This window comes from uncultured Alcanivorax sp. (genome assembly GCF_947258575.1).
GTDB lineage: Bacteria > Pseudomonadota > Gammaproteobacteria > Pseudomonadales > Alcanivoracaceae > Alcanivorax.
On record NZ_CAMYIV010000010.1, the window covers coordinates 208,667 to 227,818 of the forward strand.

At 60.6% G+C, this 19,152-nt stretch carries 21 protein-coding genes; 10 read left to right on the forward strand and 11 right to left on the reverse strand.

Annotation, left to right across the window (positions count from 1 at the left end; translation table 11 throughout):
* Nucleotides 1–104: 104 nt before the first annotated feature.
* The 3 genes from Q0Y02_RS10665 to Q0Y02_RS10675 form a co-directional block, all read right to left on the reverse strand.
* On the reverse strand, nucleotides 105–500 hold the full coding sequence (locus Q0Y02_RS10665) for an acyl-CoA thioesterase (RefSeq protein WP_035249705.1): 396 nt from the start codon (nucleotides 498–500) through the stop codon (nucleotides 105–107).
* Between the two features lie 62 nt (nucleotides 501–562).
* Nucleotides 563–1,933, reverse strand: a complete 1,371-nt coding sequence (locus Q0Y02_RS10670) for a TRAP transporter large permease subunit (protein ID WP_297767844.1) — start codon at nucleotides 1,931–1,933, stop codon at nucleotides 563–565.
* Entirely contained in the window at nucleotides 1,933–2,478 is a 546-nt protein-coding gene (locus tag Q0Y02_RS10675; RefSeq protein WP_297767847.1) for a TRAP transporter small permease subunit, read from the reverse strand. The genes Q0Y02_RS10670 and Q0Y02_RS10675 overlap by 1 nt, the downstream gene beginning before the upstream one ends.
* A 301-nt stretch (nucleotides 2,479–2,779) precedes the next feature.
* On the opposite strand from Q0Y02_RS10675, the gene Q0Y02_RS10680 reads away from it, so the two are divergent.
* From Q0Y02_RS10680 to arsH, 9 genes are all read left to right on the forward strand, one after another.
* Nucleotides 2,780–3,826, forward strand: coding sequence for a substrate-binding domain-containing protein (locus Q0Y02_RS10680; RefSeq protein ID WP_035249897.1), 1,047 nt, complete (start codon nucleotides 2,780–2,782; stop codon nucleotides 3,824–3,826).
* A gap of 136 nt (nucleotides 3,827–3,962) precedes the next feature.
* Nucleotides 3,963–5,351 (forward strand): phosphate ABC transporter permease subunit PstC, encoded by a 1,389-nt coding sequence (gene pstC / locus Q0Y02_RS10685; RefSeq protein WP_035249711.1) that lies wholly within the window; start codon nucleotides 3,963–3,965, stop codon nucleotides 5,349–5,351.
* A gap of 16 nt (nucleotides 5,352–5,367) precedes the next feature.
* Nucleotides 5,368–6,636 (forward strand): phosphate ABC transporter permease PstA, encoded by a 1,269-nt coding sequence (pstA, locus tag Q0Y02_RS10690; RefSeq protein ID WP_035249713.1) that lies wholly within the window; start codon nucleotides 5,368–5,370, stop codon nucleotides 6,634–6,636.
* 25 nt (nucleotides 6,637–6,661) lie between these two features.
* Complete coding sequence (pstB, locus tag Q0Y02_RS10695; protein WP_035249715.1) at nucleotides 6,662–7,555, forward strand: phosphate ABC transporter ATP-binding protein PstB; 894 nt, start codon at nucleotides 6,662–6,664, stop codon at nucleotides 7,553–7,555.
* Nucleotides 7,556–7,579: 24 nt separating this feature from the next.
* Nucleotides 7,580–8,293, forward strand: coding sequence for a phosphate signaling complex protein PhoU (gene phoU / locus Q0Y02_RS10700; RefSeq protein ID WP_084573518.1), 714 nt, complete (start codon nucleotides 7,580–7,582; stop codon nucleotides 8,291–8,293).
* 367 nt (nucleotides 8,294–8,660) lie between these two features.
* Complete coding sequence (locus Q0Y02_RS10705) at nucleotides 8,661–8,981, forward strand: metalloregulator ArsR/SmtB family transcription factor (RefSeq protein ID WP_297767856.1); 321 nt, start codon at nucleotides 8,661–8,663, stop codon at nucleotides 8,979–8,981.
* 1 nt (nucleotide 8,982) lies between these two features.
* The gene (locus tag Q0Y02_RS10710; protein WP_297767859.1) at nucleotides 8,983–9,480 is read left to right on the forward strand and encodes an arsenate reductase ArsC; all 498 of its coding nucleotides are present in this window, start codon (nucleotides 8,983–8,985) and stop codon (nucleotides 9,478–9,480) included.
* Nucleotides 9,480–10,508, forward strand: a complete 1,029-nt coding sequence (gene arsB / locus Q0Y02_RS10715) for an ACR3 family arsenite efflux transporter (protein WP_297767862.1) — start codon at nucleotides 9,480–9,482, stop codon at nucleotides 10,506–10,508. The genes Q0Y02_RS10710 and arsB overlap by 1 nt, the downstream gene beginning before the upstream one ends.
* Before the next feature lie 144 nt (nucleotides 10,509–10,652).
* Entirely contained in the window at nucleotides 10,653–11,363 is a 711-nt protein-coding gene (gene arsH, locus Q0Y02_RS10720) for an arsenical resistance protein ArsH (RefSeq protein ID WP_297767865.1), read from the forward strand.
* Nucleotides 11,364–11,486: 123 nt separating this feature from the next.
* Here arsH and Q0Y02_RS10725 read toward each other — a convergent pair whose 3' ends face one another.
* From Q0Y02_RS10725 to Q0Y02_RS10745, 5 genes are all read right to left on the reverse strand, one after another.
* Nucleotides 11,487–12,575, reverse strand: a complete 1,089-nt coding sequence (locus tag Q0Y02_RS10725) for an alanine/ornithine racemase family PLP-dependent enzyme (RefSeq protein ID WP_297767868.1) — start codon at nucleotides 12,573–12,575, stop codon at nucleotides 11,487–11,489.
* On the reverse strand, nucleotides 12,572–13,786 hold the full coding sequence (locus tag Q0Y02_RS10730; RefSeq protein WP_297767871.1) for a DUF1611 domain-containing protein: 1,215 nt from the start codon (nucleotides 13,784–13,786) through the stop codon (nucleotides 12,572–12,574). Before Q0Y02_RS10730 ends, Q0Y02_RS10725 begins: the two co-directional genes overlap by 4 nt.
* Before the next feature lie 178 nt (nucleotides 13,787–13,964).
* On the reverse strand, nucleotides 13,965–14,885 hold the full coding sequence (locus Q0Y02_RS10735; protein ID WP_297767874.1) for a glutathione S-transferase family protein: 921 nt from the start codon (nucleotides 14,883–14,885) through the stop codon (nucleotides 13,965–13,967).
* A gap of 69 nt (nucleotides 14,886–14,954) precedes the next feature.
* Complete coding sequence (locus Q0Y02_RS10740) at nucleotides 14,955–15,509, reverse strand: YaeQ family protein (protein ID WP_297768095.1); 555 nt, start codon at nucleotides 15,507–15,509, stop codon at nucleotides 14,955–14,957.
* A gap of 100 nt (nucleotides 15,510–15,609) precedes the next feature.
* Complete coding sequence (locus Q0Y02_RS10745) at nucleotides 15,610–16,161, reverse strand: TMEM165/GDT1 family protein (RefSeq protein WP_297767877.1); 552 nt, start codon at nucleotides 16,159–16,161, stop codon at nucleotides 15,610–15,612.
* A 617-nt stretch (nucleotides 16,162–16,778) separates the two neighbouring features.
* Here Q0Y02_RS10745 and Q0Y02_RS10750 point away from each other — a divergent pair.
* On the forward strand, nucleotides 16,779–16,988 hold the full coding sequence (locus tag Q0Y02_RS10750) for a SlyX family protein (protein ID WP_035249734.1): 210 nt from the start codon (nucleotides 16,779–16,781) through the stop codon (nucleotides 16,986–16,988).
* On the opposite strand, the gene Q0Y02_RS10755 is transcribed toward Q0Y02_RS10750, so the two are convergent.
* From Q0Y02_RS10755 to Q0Y02_RS10765, 3 genes are all read right to left on the reverse strand, one after another.
* A complete protein-coding gene (locus tag Q0Y02_RS10755) occupies nucleotides 16,982–17,377 on the reverse strand; it encodes a hypothetical protein (RefSeq protein ID WP_297767882.1) in 396 nt (131 codons plus the stop codon). The genes Q0Y02_RS10750 and Q0Y02_RS10755 overlap by 7 nt on opposite strands.
* A gap of 77 nt (nucleotides 17,378–17,454) precedes the next feature.
* The gene (locus Q0Y02_RS10760; protein ID WP_297767885.1) at nucleotides 17,455–17,880 is read right to left on the reverse strand and encodes a TM2 domain-containing protein; all 426 of its coding nucleotides are present in this window, start codon (nucleotides 17,878–17,880) and stop codon (nucleotides 17,455–17,457) included.
* A gap of 137 nt (nucleotides 17,881–18,017) precedes the next feature.
* Nucleotides 18,018–19,139 (reverse strand): PilT/PilU family type 4a pilus ATPase, encoded by a 1,122-nt coding sequence (locus Q0Y02_RS10765; protein ID WP_297767888.1) that lies wholly within the window; start codon nucleotides 19,137–19,139, stop codon nucleotides 18,018–18,020.
* Nucleotides 19,140–19,152: the final 13 nt, after the last annotated feature.

Consider the following 19,152-nt stretch of genomic DNA (forward strand, 5'->3'; position numbering starts at 1 on the left):
CCTTTCTTTTCCTCAGTGATCTCTGTGCCCTCTGTGGTAAATACCGCTTTTCAGGTTTTGGGCTATCGCGCCGCCAGCGACGCTCCTACGGCGGCAGGCCTTGGTCAATCCCTTGGCACCGCCCGGGTCCGCCCGGTGTCATCAATCGCGACAAAGGTGAAATGCCCTTCGGTCACTTTCGACAGGGTGCCGGTGTCTTCGCGGATCCACACTTCCACCAGAATCTGCATGGAGCTGCGGCCCACATCCTGCAACTGGGTGTAGCAGCTGACTACAGCGCCCACCGGCACCGGGCGCAGGAAGGCCATGGAATCAATCGCCACGGTGGCCACCCGGCCACGGGCTTTCTTGCGGGCGGTGACAGCACCGGCCAGGTCCATCTGCGATACCAGCCAGCCACCAAAGATATCGCCATTCCAGTTGGCGCTCTGCGGCATGGCGATGGTCTGAATGGCCAGGGTGCCGATGGGCTGGGGCATGTCGTCGGTGTTATCGGTCATGTTTGTTATCCGTAATATTTTGAGCCGGTTTGGAGTCTATACACAGCCGCGCCGAAATTCATTTACCCGTACAGTTGATCAGGAAGCCAGGTGGCCAGTTCCGGGAACAGCGCCAGTATACCCAGCATCAGCAGCTGGATAATGATAAAAGGTATCACGCCCTGGTAAATCTGCGCGGTTTTTACCTCTGGCGGCGCTACGCCGCGCAGGTAAAACAGGGCAAACCCGAAGGGTGGGGTCAGAAAACTGGTTTGCAAGTTCAGGGCGATCATTACCCCCAGCCAGATCGGGTCCAGACCCATGGCCAGCAGTACCGGGCCGACAATGGGCACCACCACAAAGGTAATCTCGATAAAGTCGAGGATAAAGCCGAGCAGAAAGATCAGCAGCATCACCAGCAGGGTGGCGCCGATCACCCCACCGGGCAGGCTCTCGAACAGGGCATGGACCGCTTCCTCGCCACCGAAACCGCGAAACACCAGGGAAAACAGGCTGGCGCCGATCAGGATCATGAACACCATGGCGGTGACCCGGCTGGTGGCGCGCACCACCTGGCCGAGAATCTGTCCGTTCAGGTGCCGGTTGCCGGCCGCCAGCAACAGCGAACCAAACGCGCCCACGCCGGCGGCTTCGGTGGGGGTGGCCTTGCCGGTGAGAATGGAGCCCAGCACCGCCGCAATCAGCAGCAGCGGCGGAATCAGGCCGCCCAGCAGGGGGCGCCAGCCGCGCGGCTCGCCATCATTGGTCTGAAACGCGGGTGCCCACTGCGGTTTCAGCAGGCTGATGGCTACCACATACAAGAGATACAGGCCCACCAGAATCAGGCCGGGAATCAGCGCCCCGACAAACAGATCGCCCACGGACACCGTGTCCAGGGACCACAGCCCCTGCTTGAGCTGGGCTTCCTGATAGGCGTTGGCCAACACATCGCCAAGCAGCACCAGCGCAATGGAAGGGGGGATGATCTGCCCCAGGGTGCCGGTGGCACAGATCAGCCCGGTGGACAGCTGCGGCTGGTAGCCCTGACGCAGCATGGTGGGCAGCGACAGTAGCCCCATGGTCACCACGGTGGCGCCGACGATGCCGGTGCTGGCGGCCAGTAGCGCCCCTACCAGAATGATGGCCACGCCCATGCCGCCGGGCAGGCCGCCGAACAGCTGGCCCATGCTGGCCAGCAGCTTTTCCGCCACCCGGGATTTCTCCAGCATCACCCCCATGAACACGAACAGTGGCACCGCCATCAGGGTGGTGTTGTCGATGATGCCGAACAGCCGGTTGGGCACAAAGGTCAGGTCCGCCGGGCTGAACGTGCCGGTCACCATGCCGGCGGCGGCGAACAACAGGGCGGTGCCGCCCAGTACAAAGGCCACCGGGTAGCCGCTGAGCAGCACCAGGCAGACCACCACAAACATGAGCAGGGGAACCCATTCCATCACAGGCCCTCCCCGGGATGGTCCTGGGGCGCTGGCGGTACTGCCCCCAGCAGAGTCAGGCTGTGGCGCAACAGCTCCGCCAGAGCCTGCACGGTGAGCAGGGCGGGCAGGATCAGCAGCAGGGTTTTCAGCAAATAGACAAAAGGCAGGCCGCCATTGGCGGAGGTTTCCTGCTCACGCCAGCTACTGATCACATAGTCCAGCGACAGCCAGAAAATGGCCGCACACACCGGCAACAGCAGGAACAGGGTGCCCAGCAGATTGACCCAGGCCCGGCCCCGGGGGCTGAAGCGCTGGTAGAGCACATCCACGCGCACATGCTCGTCCTCGGCCAGGGTATAGGCAATTGCCAGCATAAAGAGGCTGCCGTGCAGATAGGTGAGCGATTCCTGAAGGGCGATATTGCCGATGCCGAAGCCATAACGCAGCACCACCACCAGCACCGTGCCCAGTACCAGCAGCAGGGCCAGCCAGGCGCTGCTGCGGCCCACCAGGGTGGTAAAACCGGCCAGACGTTGCTGCCAGCGTAATAGTTGTTGTGTCATAAAAACCTGTGCCCCGGGAGACTGGCTCCGGTGCCATCTGTGATACGGATGCATCCCGCGAAAACCCGCATTATACGGGGGCTGCCGGCTAGAACCAGAGTATCGGGCGGGATTGCCGGTAAAACTGACAGATCACAGGGGCGCAATGATCCTGTAATGTTGCTGTCATAAACCCTCTCTAGCATGCGCTGTGCTGAAACATGAACTGGTTTGCAAAGATTGCAAGAACAAAACCGGGGTGGGGTCAAACCTGACAAGCGCCGGTGCCATGTAACTAGGAGGCTTAACCGTGAACTTCAAGATGAAAGCAACTCTGGCAGGTGCCGCCGCTGCACTGGCCATGGCCAGCGTACCGGGTACTGCCATGGCGCGTGACACTATCTCCATCGTGGGTTCCTCCACGGTATATCCGTTCGCCACCGTGGTGGCCGAGCGTTTCGGTCGTACCGGCAACGCCACCCCGAAAATCGAATCCACCGGTTCCGGCGGCGGCATGAAGCTGTTCTGCCAGGGCGTTGGTACCCAGCACCCGGACATCACCAATGCGTCACGTCGCATGAAGAAGTCCGAGTTCGAGCTGTGCCAGAGCAATGGCGTGAAAGACATCACCGAAGTGAAGGTCGGCTACGATGGCATCGTTATCGCCAACTCCGTGAAGGGCGAGCACATCGATCTGTCCCTGCGTGACATCTTCCTGGCCCTGGCCAAGGATGTACCGAACCCGGATGGCAGCGAAGAGCTGGTTGCCAACCCTTACAAGACCTGGAAAGACGTGAACCCGGCGCTGCCCAACACCGAAATCGAAGTACTCGGTCCGCCGCCGACTTCCGGTACCCGTGATGCCTTCAACGAGCTGGCCATCGAGGGTGGTTGCAAGACCTTCCCCTGGCTGAAGGCCATCAAGAGCGAAGACAAGTCCAAGTACAAGGCCATCTGCCGCAGCGTTCGTGAAGACGGTGTTTATGTGGAAGCCGGTGAAAACGACAACCTGATCGTGCAGAAACTGGAAAAGAACCCGGCCGCCTACGGTGTGTTCGGTTACTCCTTCCTGGATCAGAACCGCGGTGTGGTACAGGCTGCCAACGTGGATGGTGTTGAGCCGACCTTCGAAGCCATCGGCTCCGGCGACTACCCGGTATCCCGCTCCCTGTTCTTCTACGTGAAGAAAGCCCACGTGGGTGTGGTACCCGGTATCGAAGGCTACGTGAAAGAGTTCACCAGCGAGAAAGCCTGGGGCGACCAGGGTTACCTGGGCGAGAAAGGCCTGATCCCGCTGGGTGATGACCTGCGCAAGAGCATGGCCAAGCAGGCCCGCAGCCTGAAGTCCATGACTGGCGAAGAGTTGTAAGGGAATAACAAAAAGCATGGATGCTTTCGGCCCGGTGGTGTTTGCCACCGGGCTTTTTCGCCCCTGAAAAACCTGTATTTGTTCCACCAAGATCATTGCGGTGATTTTGTTTGAGCAAATCCGATCGGAGTACTACATGCAAACCGGAAACCTGCTGTTACTGCTGGTGGTGATGGTGGCTGGCGCCTACTTTGTGGGGCTTCGCCGCTCCTACGCGCTGGCCCGTCCCCTGGGGGGGATTCGCCACCTGCACTCGCTGCCGTTTTACTTTGCCATGCGTTCGGCCATGTGGTGTGCCATTCCTGCTCTGGTGGTGCTGGGCCTGTGGCTGGCGTTTGATGACAGCATTATCCGCCAGCAGGTGCTTGCCGGCTTGCCGGCGGAGCTGCAGCCGACGGATGCGTCCAGCTATAACCTGACGCTCAGCAAGATCCAGAACGTGGCCAGCGGTGCGCTGCCTGCTAATTTCGTCGAAGCGCCCATTGCTGCCGCGGCAGAGAACCTGCAGGCCCTGCGCCAGACCAGCGCCATGGCCCTGACCGTGGTGATTATCGTGCTGTGCATGTTCGGCGGCGCCTGGGCCTGGCTGAAAGTGTCACCGCAGTTGCGCGCTCGCCAGCAGGTGGAGCGGGTACTGCAGACCCTCTTCATGCTGTGTGCCACGGTGGCGATCCTGACCACCGTGGGCATTGTGCTGTCGGTCCTGTTCGAATCCATCCGCTTCTTCGGCAAGGTGCCGGTCACCGATTTCCTGTTCGGGTTGCAGTGGAGCCCACAGACTGCCCTGCGCGCCGATCAGGTAGCGTCCGGCGGTGCCTTCGGTGCCGTGCCATTGTTCATGGGCACCATGCTGATTTCCGCCATTGCATTGCTGGTGGCGGTGCCGGTGGGACTGATGTCCGCCATCTACCTGGCGGAATACGCCAGCAACCGGGTTCGTACCGTGGCCAAGCCGGCACTGGAAGTACTGGCCGGGGTGCCCACTGTGGTGTACGGCTTCTTTGCCGCCCTGACGGTGGCGCCTTTCATTCGTGGCATGGGCGAATCCATCGGCCTGGATGTGGCGTCGGAATCCGCTCTGGCTGCCGGCCTGGTGATGGGCATCATGATTATCCCCTTCGTGTCTTCCCTGGCGGACGATGTGATTACTGCCGTGCCCCAGGCCATGCGTGATGGCTCCCTCGGGCTGGGCGCCACCAAGAGCGAAACCATCAAGAAGGTGATTTTCCCGGCGGCCCTGCCGGGCATCATGGGCGGCATCCTGCTGGCCGCCTCCCGGGCCATTGGCGAAACCATGATCGTGGTGATGGCCGCTGGCCTGGCGGCCAATCTGACCGCCAATCCGCTGGAAGCGGTGACCACCATCACCGTACAGATTGTGACTTTGCTGACCGGCGACCAGGAATTCGACAGCGCCAAGACCCTGGCGGCCTTCGCCCTGGGCCTGATGTTGTTCATCACCACCCTGGTCATGAATATCTTCGCGCTGCATATCGTGAAGAAATACCGCGAGCAGTACGACTAGGAGCCGGAGAGAGACCATGAGCGAAACCACGGAAAAAGTTCGCAAGACGCTGGCCCGGCGCTACCGGGCCGAGAAGCGCTTCAAGGCATTTGGCATCGGCTCCATCGGCATTGGCTTGATGGCCCTGGTGCTGCTGTTCACCGACATTATTGGCAAGGGTCACAGCGCGTTCTTCGAGTATGAAGTCCAGCTGCCGATCACCTTTGACGCCGAGGTGCTGGATGTCAGCGACCCCCGCGACGAGGATGAACTGAACTACGGTAATTATCAGGGGGTGATCCGCGACGCCCTGGCAGAGCGCTTCCCCACCGTGGAAGGACGCCAGGATACCCGGGCGTTGAACCAGCTGGTGAGCACCGGCGCCGGTTATGCCCTGCGCGATATGTTGCGCGAAGATCCTTCCCTGCTGGGCGAGACCCGCACCCTGTGGTTGCTGGCCGATGACGACGTGGACCTGTTCCTCAAGGCCAGTGAAAAGCAACGCGAAGACAGCCGCCTGAATACCAAGCAGCAGCAGTGGGTCGCCGAGCTGGAAGCCTCCGGGGAAACCCGGATGGTATTCAACCAGTCCCTGTTCAGCTACGGCGATTCCCGTGAGCCGGAACAGGCCGGTATTCTCGGCGCCATTCTCGGGTCGCTGTTCACCATGATTGTGACCCTGGTGTTGAGTTTTCCGGTGGGTGTGGCCGCGGCGATCTACCTGGAAGAATTTGCCCCGAAGAACAAGTTCACCGATTTCATTGAAGTGAACATCAACAACCTGGCGGCGGTACCGTCGATCATCTTCGGCCTGCTGGGTCTGGCGGTGATCATCGGCCTGTTCGGCCTGCCCCGCTCGGTGCCACTGGTGGGCGGTATCGTACTGACGTTGATGACGCTGCCGACCATCATCATTTCCAGCCGCGCCGCCATCAAGGCGGTACCGCCCAGCATTCGCCAGGCGGCCATGGGGCTGGGGGCGTCGAAGATGCAGGTGGTATTGCACCATGTGCTGCCGCTGGCGCTGCCGGGCATGCTCACCGGTGCCATCATCGGTATGGCCCAGGCCCTGGGTGAAACCGCACCGCTGCTGATGATCGGCATGGTGGCCTTTATCGTCGATCTGCCCGCCGGCCCGCTGGATGCTGCCACGGTACTGCCGGTACAGATCTACCTGTGGGCAGACAGCCCGGAGCAATCTTTCGAAGCGTTGGCGTCCGCCGCGATCATGGTGCTGCTGGCCTTCCTGATCACCATGAACACCCTGGCGGTGGTACTGCGCAAGCGTCTTGAGCGGCGCTGGTAACGGACCGGTAACGAGGATTTGAGTGATGGAAACCGCACAGCAACTGGACAAACCGTCTCTGGGCAACAATGATGCGGCCAAAGACAAGGCCATAAACGAGCGTGACGCAATGACACAAGACACTCCCTATCCCGATCAGACCGTGGGTCAGCCCTTTGTGGACAACCCGAAAATGCGCCTGCGTGATGTGGAGGTGTTCTACGCCGATAATCAGGCTATCCATGGCGTCAGCCTGGATATCGGCAAGAACGAAGTGGTCTCGCTGATTGGTCCGTCCGGTTGCGGCAAGTCCACCTTCCTGCGCTGCCTGAACCGCATGAACGACACCATTGATATCTGTCGGGTGAAGGGCGATCTGCATCTGGAAGGGCAGGATCTTTACGACCCGAAACTGGATGTGGTGGAGCTGCGTGCCCGGGTGGGCATGGTGTTCCAGAAACCCAACCCGTTCCCCAAATCCATCTACGATAACGTGGCCTATGGGCCGCGCATCCATGGCCTGGCCAACAAGAAATACGACCTGGATGAGATCGTGGAAAACAGCCTGCGCAAAGCCGGCCTGTGGGATGAGGTGAAAGACCGCCTGCATGCGTCCGGCACCGGCCTGTCCGGTGGCCAGCAGCAGCGTCTGTGTATTGCCCGCACCATCGCGGTGAGCCCGGAAGTGGTGCTGATGGATGAGCCCTGCTCCGCGCTGGACCCCATCGCCACTGCCAAGATCGAAGAGCTGATCAGCGAACTGAGCGAGTCCTACACCATCGCCATCGTTACCCACTCCATGCAGCAGGCCGCGCGGGTGTCACACCGCACCGCCTACTTCCACCTGGGTCGTCTGGTGGAAATGAATGACACCGAGACCGTGTTCACCAAACCGGAACACGATCTGACGGAAGCCTATATCACCGGGCGCTTCGGCTAAGCGCCGCTCGGAGGAAAACAGATCATGGATCGCATGCATTTTGGTGAGCACAGCTCAACCCAGTTCAATGAGGCGCTGGAATCCATCCGCAACAATCTGATGGAGATGGGTGGCCTGGTGGAAAAGCAGGTAGTGGATGCCTTGCAGGCGTTGCTGCATGCGGATTCCGACCTGGCCCAGAAGGTGCTGGAGACGGAAGACAAGGTCGACAAGCTGGAAATGCTGATCGACGAGGAATGCACCCGGGTACTGGCTCTGCGCCAGCCTGCGGCCTCCGACCTGCGTCTGATCATTGCCGTCACCAAGGCCGTCTCCGACCTGGAACGGATCGGCGACGAATCGGCCAAGATTGCCCGCATGGGCCAGCAGCTTGCGGAAGAGGGCGAGTCCCCCCGTGGCTACGTGGAAGTGCGGCACATTGGCAACCACGTGCGCAACATGCTGCGCGATACCCTGGACGCGTTCGCCCGTTTCGATGCCAAGAAAGCCCTGGCCGTCGCCGCTGAAGACAACGAAGTGGACATGGAATACCGCAGCGCCATGCGTTCGCTGGTGACCTTCATGATGGAAGATCCGCGCTCTATTACCCGGATCCTCAACATCATCTGGTCCCTGCGTGCTTTGGAGCGTATCGGTGACCACGCCCGCAACATCGGCGAGCAGGTCATCTACCTGGTGGAAGGCAAGGACGTACGCCACATCACCGTGGACGAGATCGAAGCCAAGCTGAAGAAGTAAAAGACAGCTGCGAGCTACGAGCTTCTAGCCACGAGCAAAACCCTGCTACGTTGCCGCTGTAGGAGGGTCGCTTGAGACGCGAACCGAGCGCAGCGAGGAAATCGCCCGCAGAAGCGAGTGACGAGTTTCGAGTAACGAAAAGCAAAACCGGTTTTGATCTTCGAAACTCGCTTCTCGCAACTCGGAACTTTGCATCATCGCGCCGACAGCGACGCTCCTACAGGACCCTTATAAAGGCTGTGCCCGTTTCGGGCGCGGCCTTTTTCGTTTCGGGCATCGTCACAAAACCTTCCCGCATTGAGCCTTGTATCTTGCAACGTGCGTCTTTAATATCCGTATTTCCGAATATACGAATACAGGGCGGCCCATGCTCACTCCCACCCAGCTCTGCAAATGCCTCGGCGATGATCTTCGCTTGAGTCTGGTCTGTCTGTTGCACGGTCAGGGCGAGGTTTGTGTGTGTGATTTGGTGGATGCGGTCAGTGCGCCGCAGTCCACCGTGTCCCGGCATCTGGCCCAGTTGCGCCAGTGTCAGCTGGTGGTGGCGCGGCGCCAGGGCACCTGGATGCATTACCGCATCAACCCGGAGCTGCCCGCCTGGGCCCAACAGACGTTGGCGAATCTGGTATCACCGGCCTGCGAGGCCCTGTCTTTGACCCTTCCTGTCCCTGCCTGCTGCGAGAACTGACATGCAACTGCAACCCGTGACGATTCTGGTGCTGTGCACCGGTAATTCCTGCCGTTCCATTATCGGCGAAGCGTTGATCAATGCCCTGGGCGAAGATCGTTTTCGGGGGCTCAGTGCCGGCAGCCATCCCACCGGTCAGGTGAATCCCGGGGCGCTGGCGGTGCTGGCCCGCCATGGCATTACCCCGGCTAACCCGGCCTCCAAGTCCATGGACGACCTGGCCGATGAAGATATTGATCTGATCATCACCGTCTGCGACAGCGCTGCCGGAGAAGCCTGCCCGGTGTGGCTGGGGGATGTGCCCAAACTGCATTGGGGTCTGCCGGACCCGGCCCATGTGCAAGGCACGGACGAGGACATTGCCGCCGCCTTTGAGGCTACCTACCAGCAACTGGAAAAACGTCTTCAGGCACTGTTCGCGGTGTCGCTGGATGACCTCAATGAGAAAGGCCTGGTGGCCAGCGGTGAGCAAATCCACCGGGACCTGGAGGACCACTGATGCCGTTTTTTGAACGTTACCTCAGCGTCTGGGTGGGCCTGGCGATTATTGCCGGGGTCGGCCTGGGGTTGGCAGTGCCGCCCCTGTTTCAGGCGGTGGCCGCGTTTGAGTACGCCCACGTGAATCTGGCGGTGGCGGTGTTCATCTGGGTGATGGTCTACCCGATGATGATCCAGATTGATTTCACCGCGATCAAGAAAGTGGGACAGAACCCACGGGGGTTGCTGCTCACTCTGGTGATCAACTGGTTGATCAAGCCGTTCACCATGGCGGCGCTGGGCTGGCTGTTCTTCAAGGTATTGTTCGCCGGCTGGGTGGACCCGCAGACTGCCACCGAGTACATCGCCGGCATGATCCTGCTGGGCGTGGCGCCCTGTACAGCCATGGTGTTCGTGTGGAGCCACCTGACCAAGGGCGACGCTAACTACACCCTGGTGCAGGTGTCGGTGAACGACATCATCATGGTGTTTGCCTTTGCCCCTATCGCCGCCCTGCTGCTGGGTGTCAGTGATATCACCGTTCCCTGGGATACGCTGTTGTTGTCCGTGGTGCTGTATGTGGTGCTGCCGCTGATCGCCGGTTTCCTCACACGCCAGATGCTGGTGGCTAAAGGTGGCGAGGCGAAAGTGGAAAGCTTCGTTGGGGCGCTCAAGCCGATCAGCGTCATGGGTTTGCTGGCCACGGTGGTGCTGCTGTTCGGCTTCCAGGCGGAAACCATCCTCGCCAAACCCATGGCCATCGTGCTGATCGCTATCCCGCTGCTGATCCAGACCTACGGCATCTTCGTGATTGCTTACTGGGCGGCTCGTCGCCTGCGGCTGAAACACAACGTGGCCGGCCCTGCCTGCCTGATCGGCACCAGCAATTTCTTCGAACTGGCGGTGGCCGTGGCCATCAGCCTGTTCGGTCTGCACTCCGGCGCGGCGCTGGCCACGGTGGTGGGGGTGCTGGTGGAAGTACCGGTGATGCTGACCCTGGTGGCGATCGTGAATCGCACTCCCCACTGGTTCGAAGAGAGCAATGAATAGTTAATAGTGAATAGTTAATAGCGAAATCAAAACCGTTTGTGATCAAGGGTTCGTCATTCCCACAGAGGCCCTTCGGCCACTTGTGGGAAGCGATGCCTGCATCGCGAAGACGGCCTCCATTATTGCGAAAGAAGTCACCGTGCCATGAAAGATATGCCTAACCTCGATAACGATTGTTTCCAGGTCCCGACTACCGACAGCGTATTCCGGGATCAATCGTCCACCCACAAGCCGCGCATCCTGTTGTTGTACGGGTCCCTGCGCCAGCGTTCCTTCAGCCGATTGGTGGTGGCCGAGGCGGCGCGTCTGCTGGAGGCCATGGGGGCGGAGCCGCGGATTTTTCATGCCGATGGCCTGCCGCTGCCGGACAGTGAAGATGCCAGCCACCCAAAGGTGCAGGAACTGCGCGATCTGGTGACCTGGAGTGAGGGGATGGTGTGGTGCTCGCCGGAGCGCCATGGCGCCATGACCGGCATCATGAAAGCGCAGATCGACTGGATTCCCTTGTCCCTGGGCGCAGTGCGTCCTACCCAGGGAAAAACCCTGGCGGTGATGCAGGTATGTGGCGGCTCGCAATCGTTCAATGCGGTCAACCAGCTGCGCGTGCTGGGCCGCTGGATGCGCATGCTCACCATCCCCAATCAGTCGTCGGTGCCCAAAGCGTTTCTGGAATTCGATGAAAACGATCGCATGAAAGCCTCAGGCTTCTATGACCGTATTGTTGATGTGATGGAAGAGCTGGTGAAGTTCACGCTGCTTACCCGCGACCGCAGCGACTACCTCACCGACCGCTATTCCGAGCGCAAGGAAAGTGCTGAAGAACTGATGAAGCGAGTGAATCAGCGCAGCCTGTAGGTCGTAAAGATTTTTTTACCACAGAGGGCACAGAGGACACGGAGATAAACATTTTCTCGGTGGGTTTGGAGTCCTCTGTGGTAAAACCGCTTTTCCGCCTTTTATCTTTTCGACAACCGCGCACTACTTCCGGTGCTGGGTGACCGGCTTGCCGCGGATCATTTTCTTTTCCACGAACGGTGAGGTCATGGCGCGCACCAGGGCGCTGTAGTTGACGCCGAAACGCACTTCGTCCCCCACCCGCAGGCGCAGTTTGCCGCAGTCCAGCAGCAGGTGATCGCCGCTGGCGCCGAGAATGGTCAGACCCTCGGGTGCAAGCAGTCCGTTCGGGTCCAGATCCTGTTCCCCCACCGCCAGAATCGCCCGTGTCATGTCGCCGCTATCGGTGGAAACCACGTCGCCGCCGAAGGCGGTTTCGGCCAGCGTGCCCCAGGGCAGGGACGGTTTGGTTTTCGACTCGATTACTTCCGCCACCAGGGTGATGGCGTCGGTGTGCAGGCCGTCAACGGGCTGACGATGCAGGGGCTCGCAACCGAGCAGGATGGCTTCGCCGAGGCGCAGATGGTTGATGCGGCCGGTGGCGCTGTTGCCCAGTGCCCAGTCCAGGTTGGCGGAATTGCCGCCGGAAACCAGTCGCAGCTGGATACCCAGCGCGGTTTCCACCTCGCCGGCCAGGGTCGACAGGGCGCCCATGTTGTCCGCATCCGGGGCCATGCCGCTGTGGCAGGCCAGGTTGGTGCCGATGCCGGTGAGCTCCAGGTTGGGCAGCCGCACCACTTCGCGGGCGGCGCTGATCAGATCTTCAGGGAGAATGCCCTCACGCAGATCTCCCAGTTCCACCATCAGCACGATACCGTGGCTGCGTTCGGCTTCCTCGGCGGCGGCGGACAGTCGGCGTACCACCGACAGTTCGGTGTTGAAACTGATATCCGCGTTGCGTACCACCCGCTCCACCTGGCTGAGCATGGGCGAGCGGATCAGCATGATGGGGGCAGAAATGCGCTGCTGGCGCATGGCCTCGATATTCTCGATGCGCGAATCCCCCAGCCCGCTCATGCCGGCGCGCAACATGGCCTTGGCAATGTCCAGGGAGCCCAGTGCCGCCTTGGTGACGCCGGTGACGGCGATGCCCCGGTCGCCCAGGTCTTCCACCAGCATGCGGGCATTGTGGCTGATCTTGTCCAGATTGATGTCCAGTCGCGGCGCGCTCATTGCGGCGCGCCTGTCAGTTCTTGGCGCAGGGCAGGAAAGGCGGCAAACACCATCTCCAGCAGGTGCCGGGCCGGCCGGTTCAGGGCGTCGGTGACCGGGATGCCCAGTTCCTGGCCGAAGCGGACCATGGCCAGGCTGACCTGGTCGTCATCCATGTGCTCGTGGTTGAGGGTCATGCCGATCACGCGGGTGTCGGCAAAGGTCTCGATCAGGGTGATTTCGTCCGCCGGGTTCGGCATGGCCATGTTGTCGAAGTCGCAGCGGGACGTTCGCCCGGGCGCATGCTGCAGCACCACCGCCTGCGGGCAGGCGCCGCGCAGAATAAAGGAGGTGGTAGAGAAGGCCGGGTGACTCAGGGCGCCCTGGCCTTCAATGATGATCACGTCCGGCTGCTCGTTGTTAAATGCCTCGACGATGGTGGCTTCCAGTTCGCCGGCACAAAATTGCGAGGGTACTGAGTCCAGCGCGACACCGTAACGGGCGCCCTGGATCAGCCCGGTCTGGCCGGTGCCTACCATTACTGCCTTGAGGCCGATGGCATTGAGGGCGGCGGTGAGCACGGTGGCGGTGGTGCGTTTGCCGATGGCGCAGTCGGTGCCCAGTACGGCAATGCGTGGGCAGGTGACCTGATGGATGCTGCCGCTGAACATGCGCAGAAATTTCTTTGGCCGGGGTCGGCGCACATCGACGATATCCACCTTGTGGGCAATGCGGGCGGCGGCGAATTCCGGGTCGTCGTTGAGAAATTCATGCAGGCCGTTAACGATGCTCATGCCCTTGCCCATGGCGGCCAGCACCACCTCGCGCTGGGCGTCGGAGAGCAGGCCGCTGGCCGGCGCCATGCCGAAAATCAAAAAATCCGGGAGCGTCGTTGTTTGACTGAGGGCGTCGTCCATGTCGCGGCATACCGGAATACCGTTGGCGGTGCCGTCCAGAATCATGCCGCTGTCGAGCCCGGCCTGGGTACTGTCGATCACTGACAGCACGGTATATTTTTCCGAGTGACGAATCAGGCCGTTGGCGGTTTTGCCGTCGATGTCACCGAACTGGCCTTCGCAATAGATGATCGCGGTGGCGGTGCGGTTGCTGGTGGGGTGGGGCAGGGTGTGGGCGTTATGCAGGGCGGGGTCGGGCAAGGAGGAAGCGCTGGTGGGTGGTGCCTGGGCGGAATAGGGGCGTGGACGCAACGAAATCGGGGAAACGGTACTCATGGTGGCTCCTCTGGCGGCACTAAGCTTAGAGGGGCAATGGCGATGAGGTCGGCCTGAGGCACCGTAAAACAGCGAGAGGACCCCACTAAGCGGTGGGGTGAAACGGCGCACACAGTAGCACGGATGCGGCCCGGGCGTGGGAATTATACCGGTGGCATCCGCACTGCTGGATGAAAAGTCAGACCGCGCGGATCAAAAACCCCTGACGCGGCAGGTGCACATGTACCCGGCCCACGGCATCCTCGTCCCGCGCCACGATCCAGCGCTCATTGGTGCTGGCCACCAGGGTGCCTTCTACCGGAATGCGCCCGTAGTCGTTCGGGACCACGCTCACGGTCTTGCCGATCAGCGCCTGGTCCTGGGTGGAATCGGGCAGTGGACGGGGGGTGGCAGCACGGGCCTGCTCCAGGGCCTGGTCGGCACTGATCTCGGTGCTGTTGCCCTGGCCATAGGCCTGCAGGCGATCCATCCAGGCATTGACCTTGGGAAACCGTTTGAAGCGAGGCTGTTCGGCCAGGTCACGCTGGAACCACAGGCTGTGGTAGGCGGAGAAATCACCGGCGTTTGGGGTGTCGCCAAACAGGAAGGGGTGTGATTCCAGCTTCCCTTCCAGATCGGTAAGATGCGCTTCCACCATGCGCTTCATCTGTTTCGGGCTGTTGGTTTTCACCTTGGCCTTGCTGCCCATGGCGATGCGGTCCCACAACAGGCGGCCGAGATCCAGCAGCGAGGATTCCTTGAGCACCTTGCGCAGCAGGGTCAGGTTGCCGGCGGAAATAATGCAGGCGAGAAAGATATCCAGGTCCACCCGGGCGACAAAATCCTGCACGTTGACACCGGCGTTGCTGGCGATCAACTCCGGCTTGCCGGCCAGCGCGGCGATCTCCGCGCCGATAATGCGCGTGTCACAGAATACATCGGCGCCGTTTTGTGCCACCGGAATTTTCCGGTAGCCACCGGCCAGGGGAGCCAGCATCGGGCGCGGCGGCATTTCCCGCACGGTGACCGATTGCCAGTCCAGACCGGCATAGCCGAGCATGGCCCGTACCTTTTCGGAAAAGGGGGACAGGGCGTAGTGGTGCAGAATCAGGTCTGACATGGGGGCTCCGTGGTCAAAGAAATCGCGGCGACATTACTAACATGGGGCGCTTGTGCACCGCGTGAAGATTTAGTGATGGGGGCTGGCACCGAACCAGGTTGTCAGGCCCATCTCCATGGATTGCTCGGTGCTGCCGAACCAGATTTGGCCATCCTGAATCATGCATTGCAGTTGCATGGTGCGCTGCATCAGTGGCGCCAGGGTTGCTTCGCTGTCCGGGTCCACATGCACGATGTGCAGGTTGCTGAAGCGGGTCACCTTGTTCTTCATGCTCTCCCACCATACCTGTGGTGCCCGGGCGCCATAGGTGTAAAGCGTCACCTGTCGCGCCAGGCCGCACGCCTTGCGCAGGCGCTTTTCGTCTGGCATGCCCAGCTCGATCCAGTGTGCCAGGGTATCGTCCGGGTTGCGCTGCCACAGGTCCGGCTCGTCGGTGCTGGACAGGCCACGGGTAAAGGTCAGGTCTTCGTGGGCATTGAGGGCAAAGGCCAGCAGCCGCAACATCATCCGCGATTCGGTTTCCGACGGGTGCAGCGCCACGGTCAGATTATGGGTGGCGTAGTAGTCCCGGTCCATGTCAGACACGGTCAATTCGGCTTTGTAGATAGTGGCGGTGAGGGCCATGGGGTGGGACTCGCAAACAGGCAGCACGCAACACGCGTGCACGCAAAAAACGGATTGTATCAGGCTTTATGCGTGTCGCGTGGCGCCTGTTCAATCAGGCTTACAGCAACGCCCACATCCCGAAGCCGACAAACAGCACGGCACTGATTCGGTGGGCCCAGGTTTCCAGTTTGTCGCCGCCGAACTGATGCGCCAGCCAGATCACCGGCAGATTGGCGGCGATCATGCCCAGGGTGGAGCCGCCCAGCACCGGCCAGAACTGATCCTTGAACTGTACCGCCAGGGCAATGGTGGCGAACTGGGTCTTGTCACCGATCTCGGCAATGAAGAACAGCACCAGAGCAGTCAGGAAGGGGCCGAAGCGGGGGTTCTCATCCACTTTCTCATCGCCGTCCGGGATCAGCATCCACAGGCCCAGGGCGATAAAGCTGATGCCGAGAATCCAGCGCAGCCAGTCGCCGGGAATGGCGCCGGCCAACCAGTCACCAAACCATACCGAGGCGCCATGGTTAAGCAGGGTGGCCACCACCACGCCAGCCAGAATCGGCCAGGGCTTGCGGAATTTGAGGATCAGGGCCAGGGACAGTAGTTGGGTCTTGTCGCCAATCTCGCCGAGGGCAACCAGCAGGAAAGAGCTGAACAGGGCTTCCATGAACGTTTCCAGAGGGGCGGGATTGCGACACAGAGACACCACCGGTCAATCCCGCCCCAGCGGAATACCAGTGATGTCTCAGGTCTCGTCAATCCTGGGGGAGCCTCTGACTACTTCCTTGCGTACTCAGCGTGTCCTGAAGCGTGCAGCTGTTGTGTCTTGTCTCGACGGCAAGGGTGGTTCCCTTTCCTAGAGGCAAGGCGCAGCAGATGTGCGCTTCAGGGCACGCCCTTCGGGGCTTTCATGCTGGCCCGCACTCGTCGTTGCGCTTTCTCTACAGGCAACCAGCCTGCCTTCAAAAGCGCGTCTAGATTGCGAACCAGCATGAAAGCCTGAGCATGCAAGGAAGTAGTCAGAGGCTCCCTAGACGCGGACGCGGCCACCATGCGCATGCGGCGCAACTATGTTGATGACCGCCAAGGGGTGAAAACCGAGCGACTACTCCCCCAAGACGGGGCAAACCTTAGCGGCAATATTGTTTTCGGGCAAGTACAATGGGGCCAATGTTAATGACGCGGATTGTAGGAGCTATGCTTGCATGGCGAACCGTCGAAGGCGATCACCGCAAGCAGGTTCGCCATGCAAGCAGCATAGCTCCTACAGAAAGAGGGTATTTCATGAGCGACGCAGAACGGCTGGTCGATATCGAAACCAAACTGGCCTACCAGGAAGACCTGGTCCAGCACCTGAACAAGGTGGTCAGTGATCAGCAGGGAAAAATCGACGAGCTGGAAAAGGTGTGCCGCAAACTGGTGGACCGGGTGCTGGATCTGTCCGAGGAAATGGCGGCGTCACGTATCGAGGATGCACCGCCGCCGCATTACTGAGGGTTGTCCCACAGGGCCTTGGCCTGCGTCGCGGAAAGCGGCTCCTTTTCCCAGATGATGGCATCATGAGCGCCTGCCCCGAAAGCAAGATCCTGCAGCACCCGTGTTTCTACCTCACAAAGACCGCCTTCTGCCTTGTCCCGCGGGTGCATGATAAGGCGATAGCTTTTCAATCTGGATCCGCCGTTCATTTGCCCGAGCGTGGCTCGCAACAGTGTTTCGGCAACAAGGAAATGGCCGACCAACAGTCGTGACGTACTAAAGGCATCTGTGGCAGGAAAACGTCGCGACTCCCCCGGGTTGTCCAGGGAGGTGATGACGTAGCGATTTTCGTGGATCTGGACGTAGAAGTCTTCAGAGAACCATCGGCGAATGGCGGCCAGCAGCATAGGGTGGCTCTATTACAGTTGCGGGATAGCTGGTGGGGTAGAAAGCGGAGCAGGCCGGCGGCCTGCTCCAGGTGTGATCAGGCAGGAACCGGCTCGCCCTGAGCGGTTTCGCCGTTGCGCTCGGAGACCTGGCCGTTGAGGGTGAACAGGTCATAGAGCACCCCGAAACCGAGCAGGCCCAAGGTCAGAAGGTAGAGCACCCCGGTGCCGATCTTGCCCATGTAGAAGCGGTGGGCGCCGAAGATACCCAGAAACAGCATCAGTACCCAGGCCACGCTGTAATCGGTCTCGCCGGTCTTGAACTGGTTATTGGCATCCCGATTCATGCCCGGAATCAGGAAGGCATCCACGATCCAGCCGATAAAGAAGACCCCGGCGGTCAACATCCACAGCAGGCCGGTGAGCTGACGACCATAGTAGAAACGGTGGTAACCGAAGATACCGCCGAAAAACCACAGCAGATAGCCGATGGGTGTCAGGTGCGTTTCTTTTTGTTGTTGCATGGGTTTTCCCCTCCATTGGTAAAGTAAAAAAGCGTCCCTGCTATCGCGGGGTTGGGCGCGGGCGGGCAGGGCCCATCAGTCCGTAATGAGCTCCCCCGCGCAACTATTAACTATTCATTGTTAATTATTAACTGTCGTTACTCGGTGTCCTCGATGCTCAACCCTCGCGTGGCGATATCCAGGCTGGAGGCATCGGTTTCGTTGCCGAGCTTGATCATCAGGCGCAGATCATTGGGGGAATCCGCGTGCAGCATGGCGTCTTCGTAGGTGATCTCGCCCACGGAGTAGAGGTCGTAAAGGGCCTGGTCGAAGGTCTGCATGCCCTGTTCCCGGGACTTGCTCATCAGCTGCTTGAGCATGTGCACTTCGCCCTTGCGGATATGGTCCTGCACCAGTGGTGTGCCCAGCAGTACCTCGATGGCAGCGCGGCGACCCTTGCCGTCCGGGGTGGGAATCAGTTGCTGGGCGACGATGCCTTTCAGGTTCAGGGACAGATCCATCCACAGCTGGCCGTGACGATCTGCCGGGAAGAAGTGGATGATCCGGTCCAGCGCCTGGTTGGCGTTGTTGGCGTGCAGGGTGGCCAGACACAGGTGGCCGGTTTCCGCGAAGGCGATGGCCTTGTCCATGGTGTCCGGGGTACGGATCTCACCGATCAGGATCACATCCGGCGCCTGACGCAGGGTGTTCTTCAGGGCGACATCAAAGGACTCGGTATCGATACCCACCTCACGCTGGGTGACGATGCAGCCCTGGTGCTGGTGGATGAATTCGATGGGGTCCTCAATGGTGATGATATGGCCCTTCGAGTTTTTGTTGCGGTGGCCGATCATGGAAGCCAGCGAGGTGGACTTACCGGTACCGGTGGCCCCCACGAAGATCACCAGGCCCCGCTTGGTCATGGCCAGTTCCTTGATCACCGGCGGTAGACGCAGGTCGTCCACGTTGGGAATCTTGGTTTCGATGCGGCGCAGCACCATGGCCACCAGGTTGCGCTGGTAGAAGGCGGACACCCGGAACCGGCCGATGCCCCGGGCGGAGATGGCGAAGTTGCACTCGTGGTGGGCGACGAATTCCTTGCGTTGCTGTTCGGTCATGACGCCAAACACGATGTCCCGGGTCATGTCCGGGGTCAGCGCGCTCTTGGTCACCGGCAGGATCTTGCCGTTCACCTTCATGCTGGGTGGGACCCCGGCGGTGATGAACAGGTCGGAGCCGCCTTTCTGTACCATCAGTTTGAGGAGCTCTTCGAATTCCATCTGTGTTCTCCTC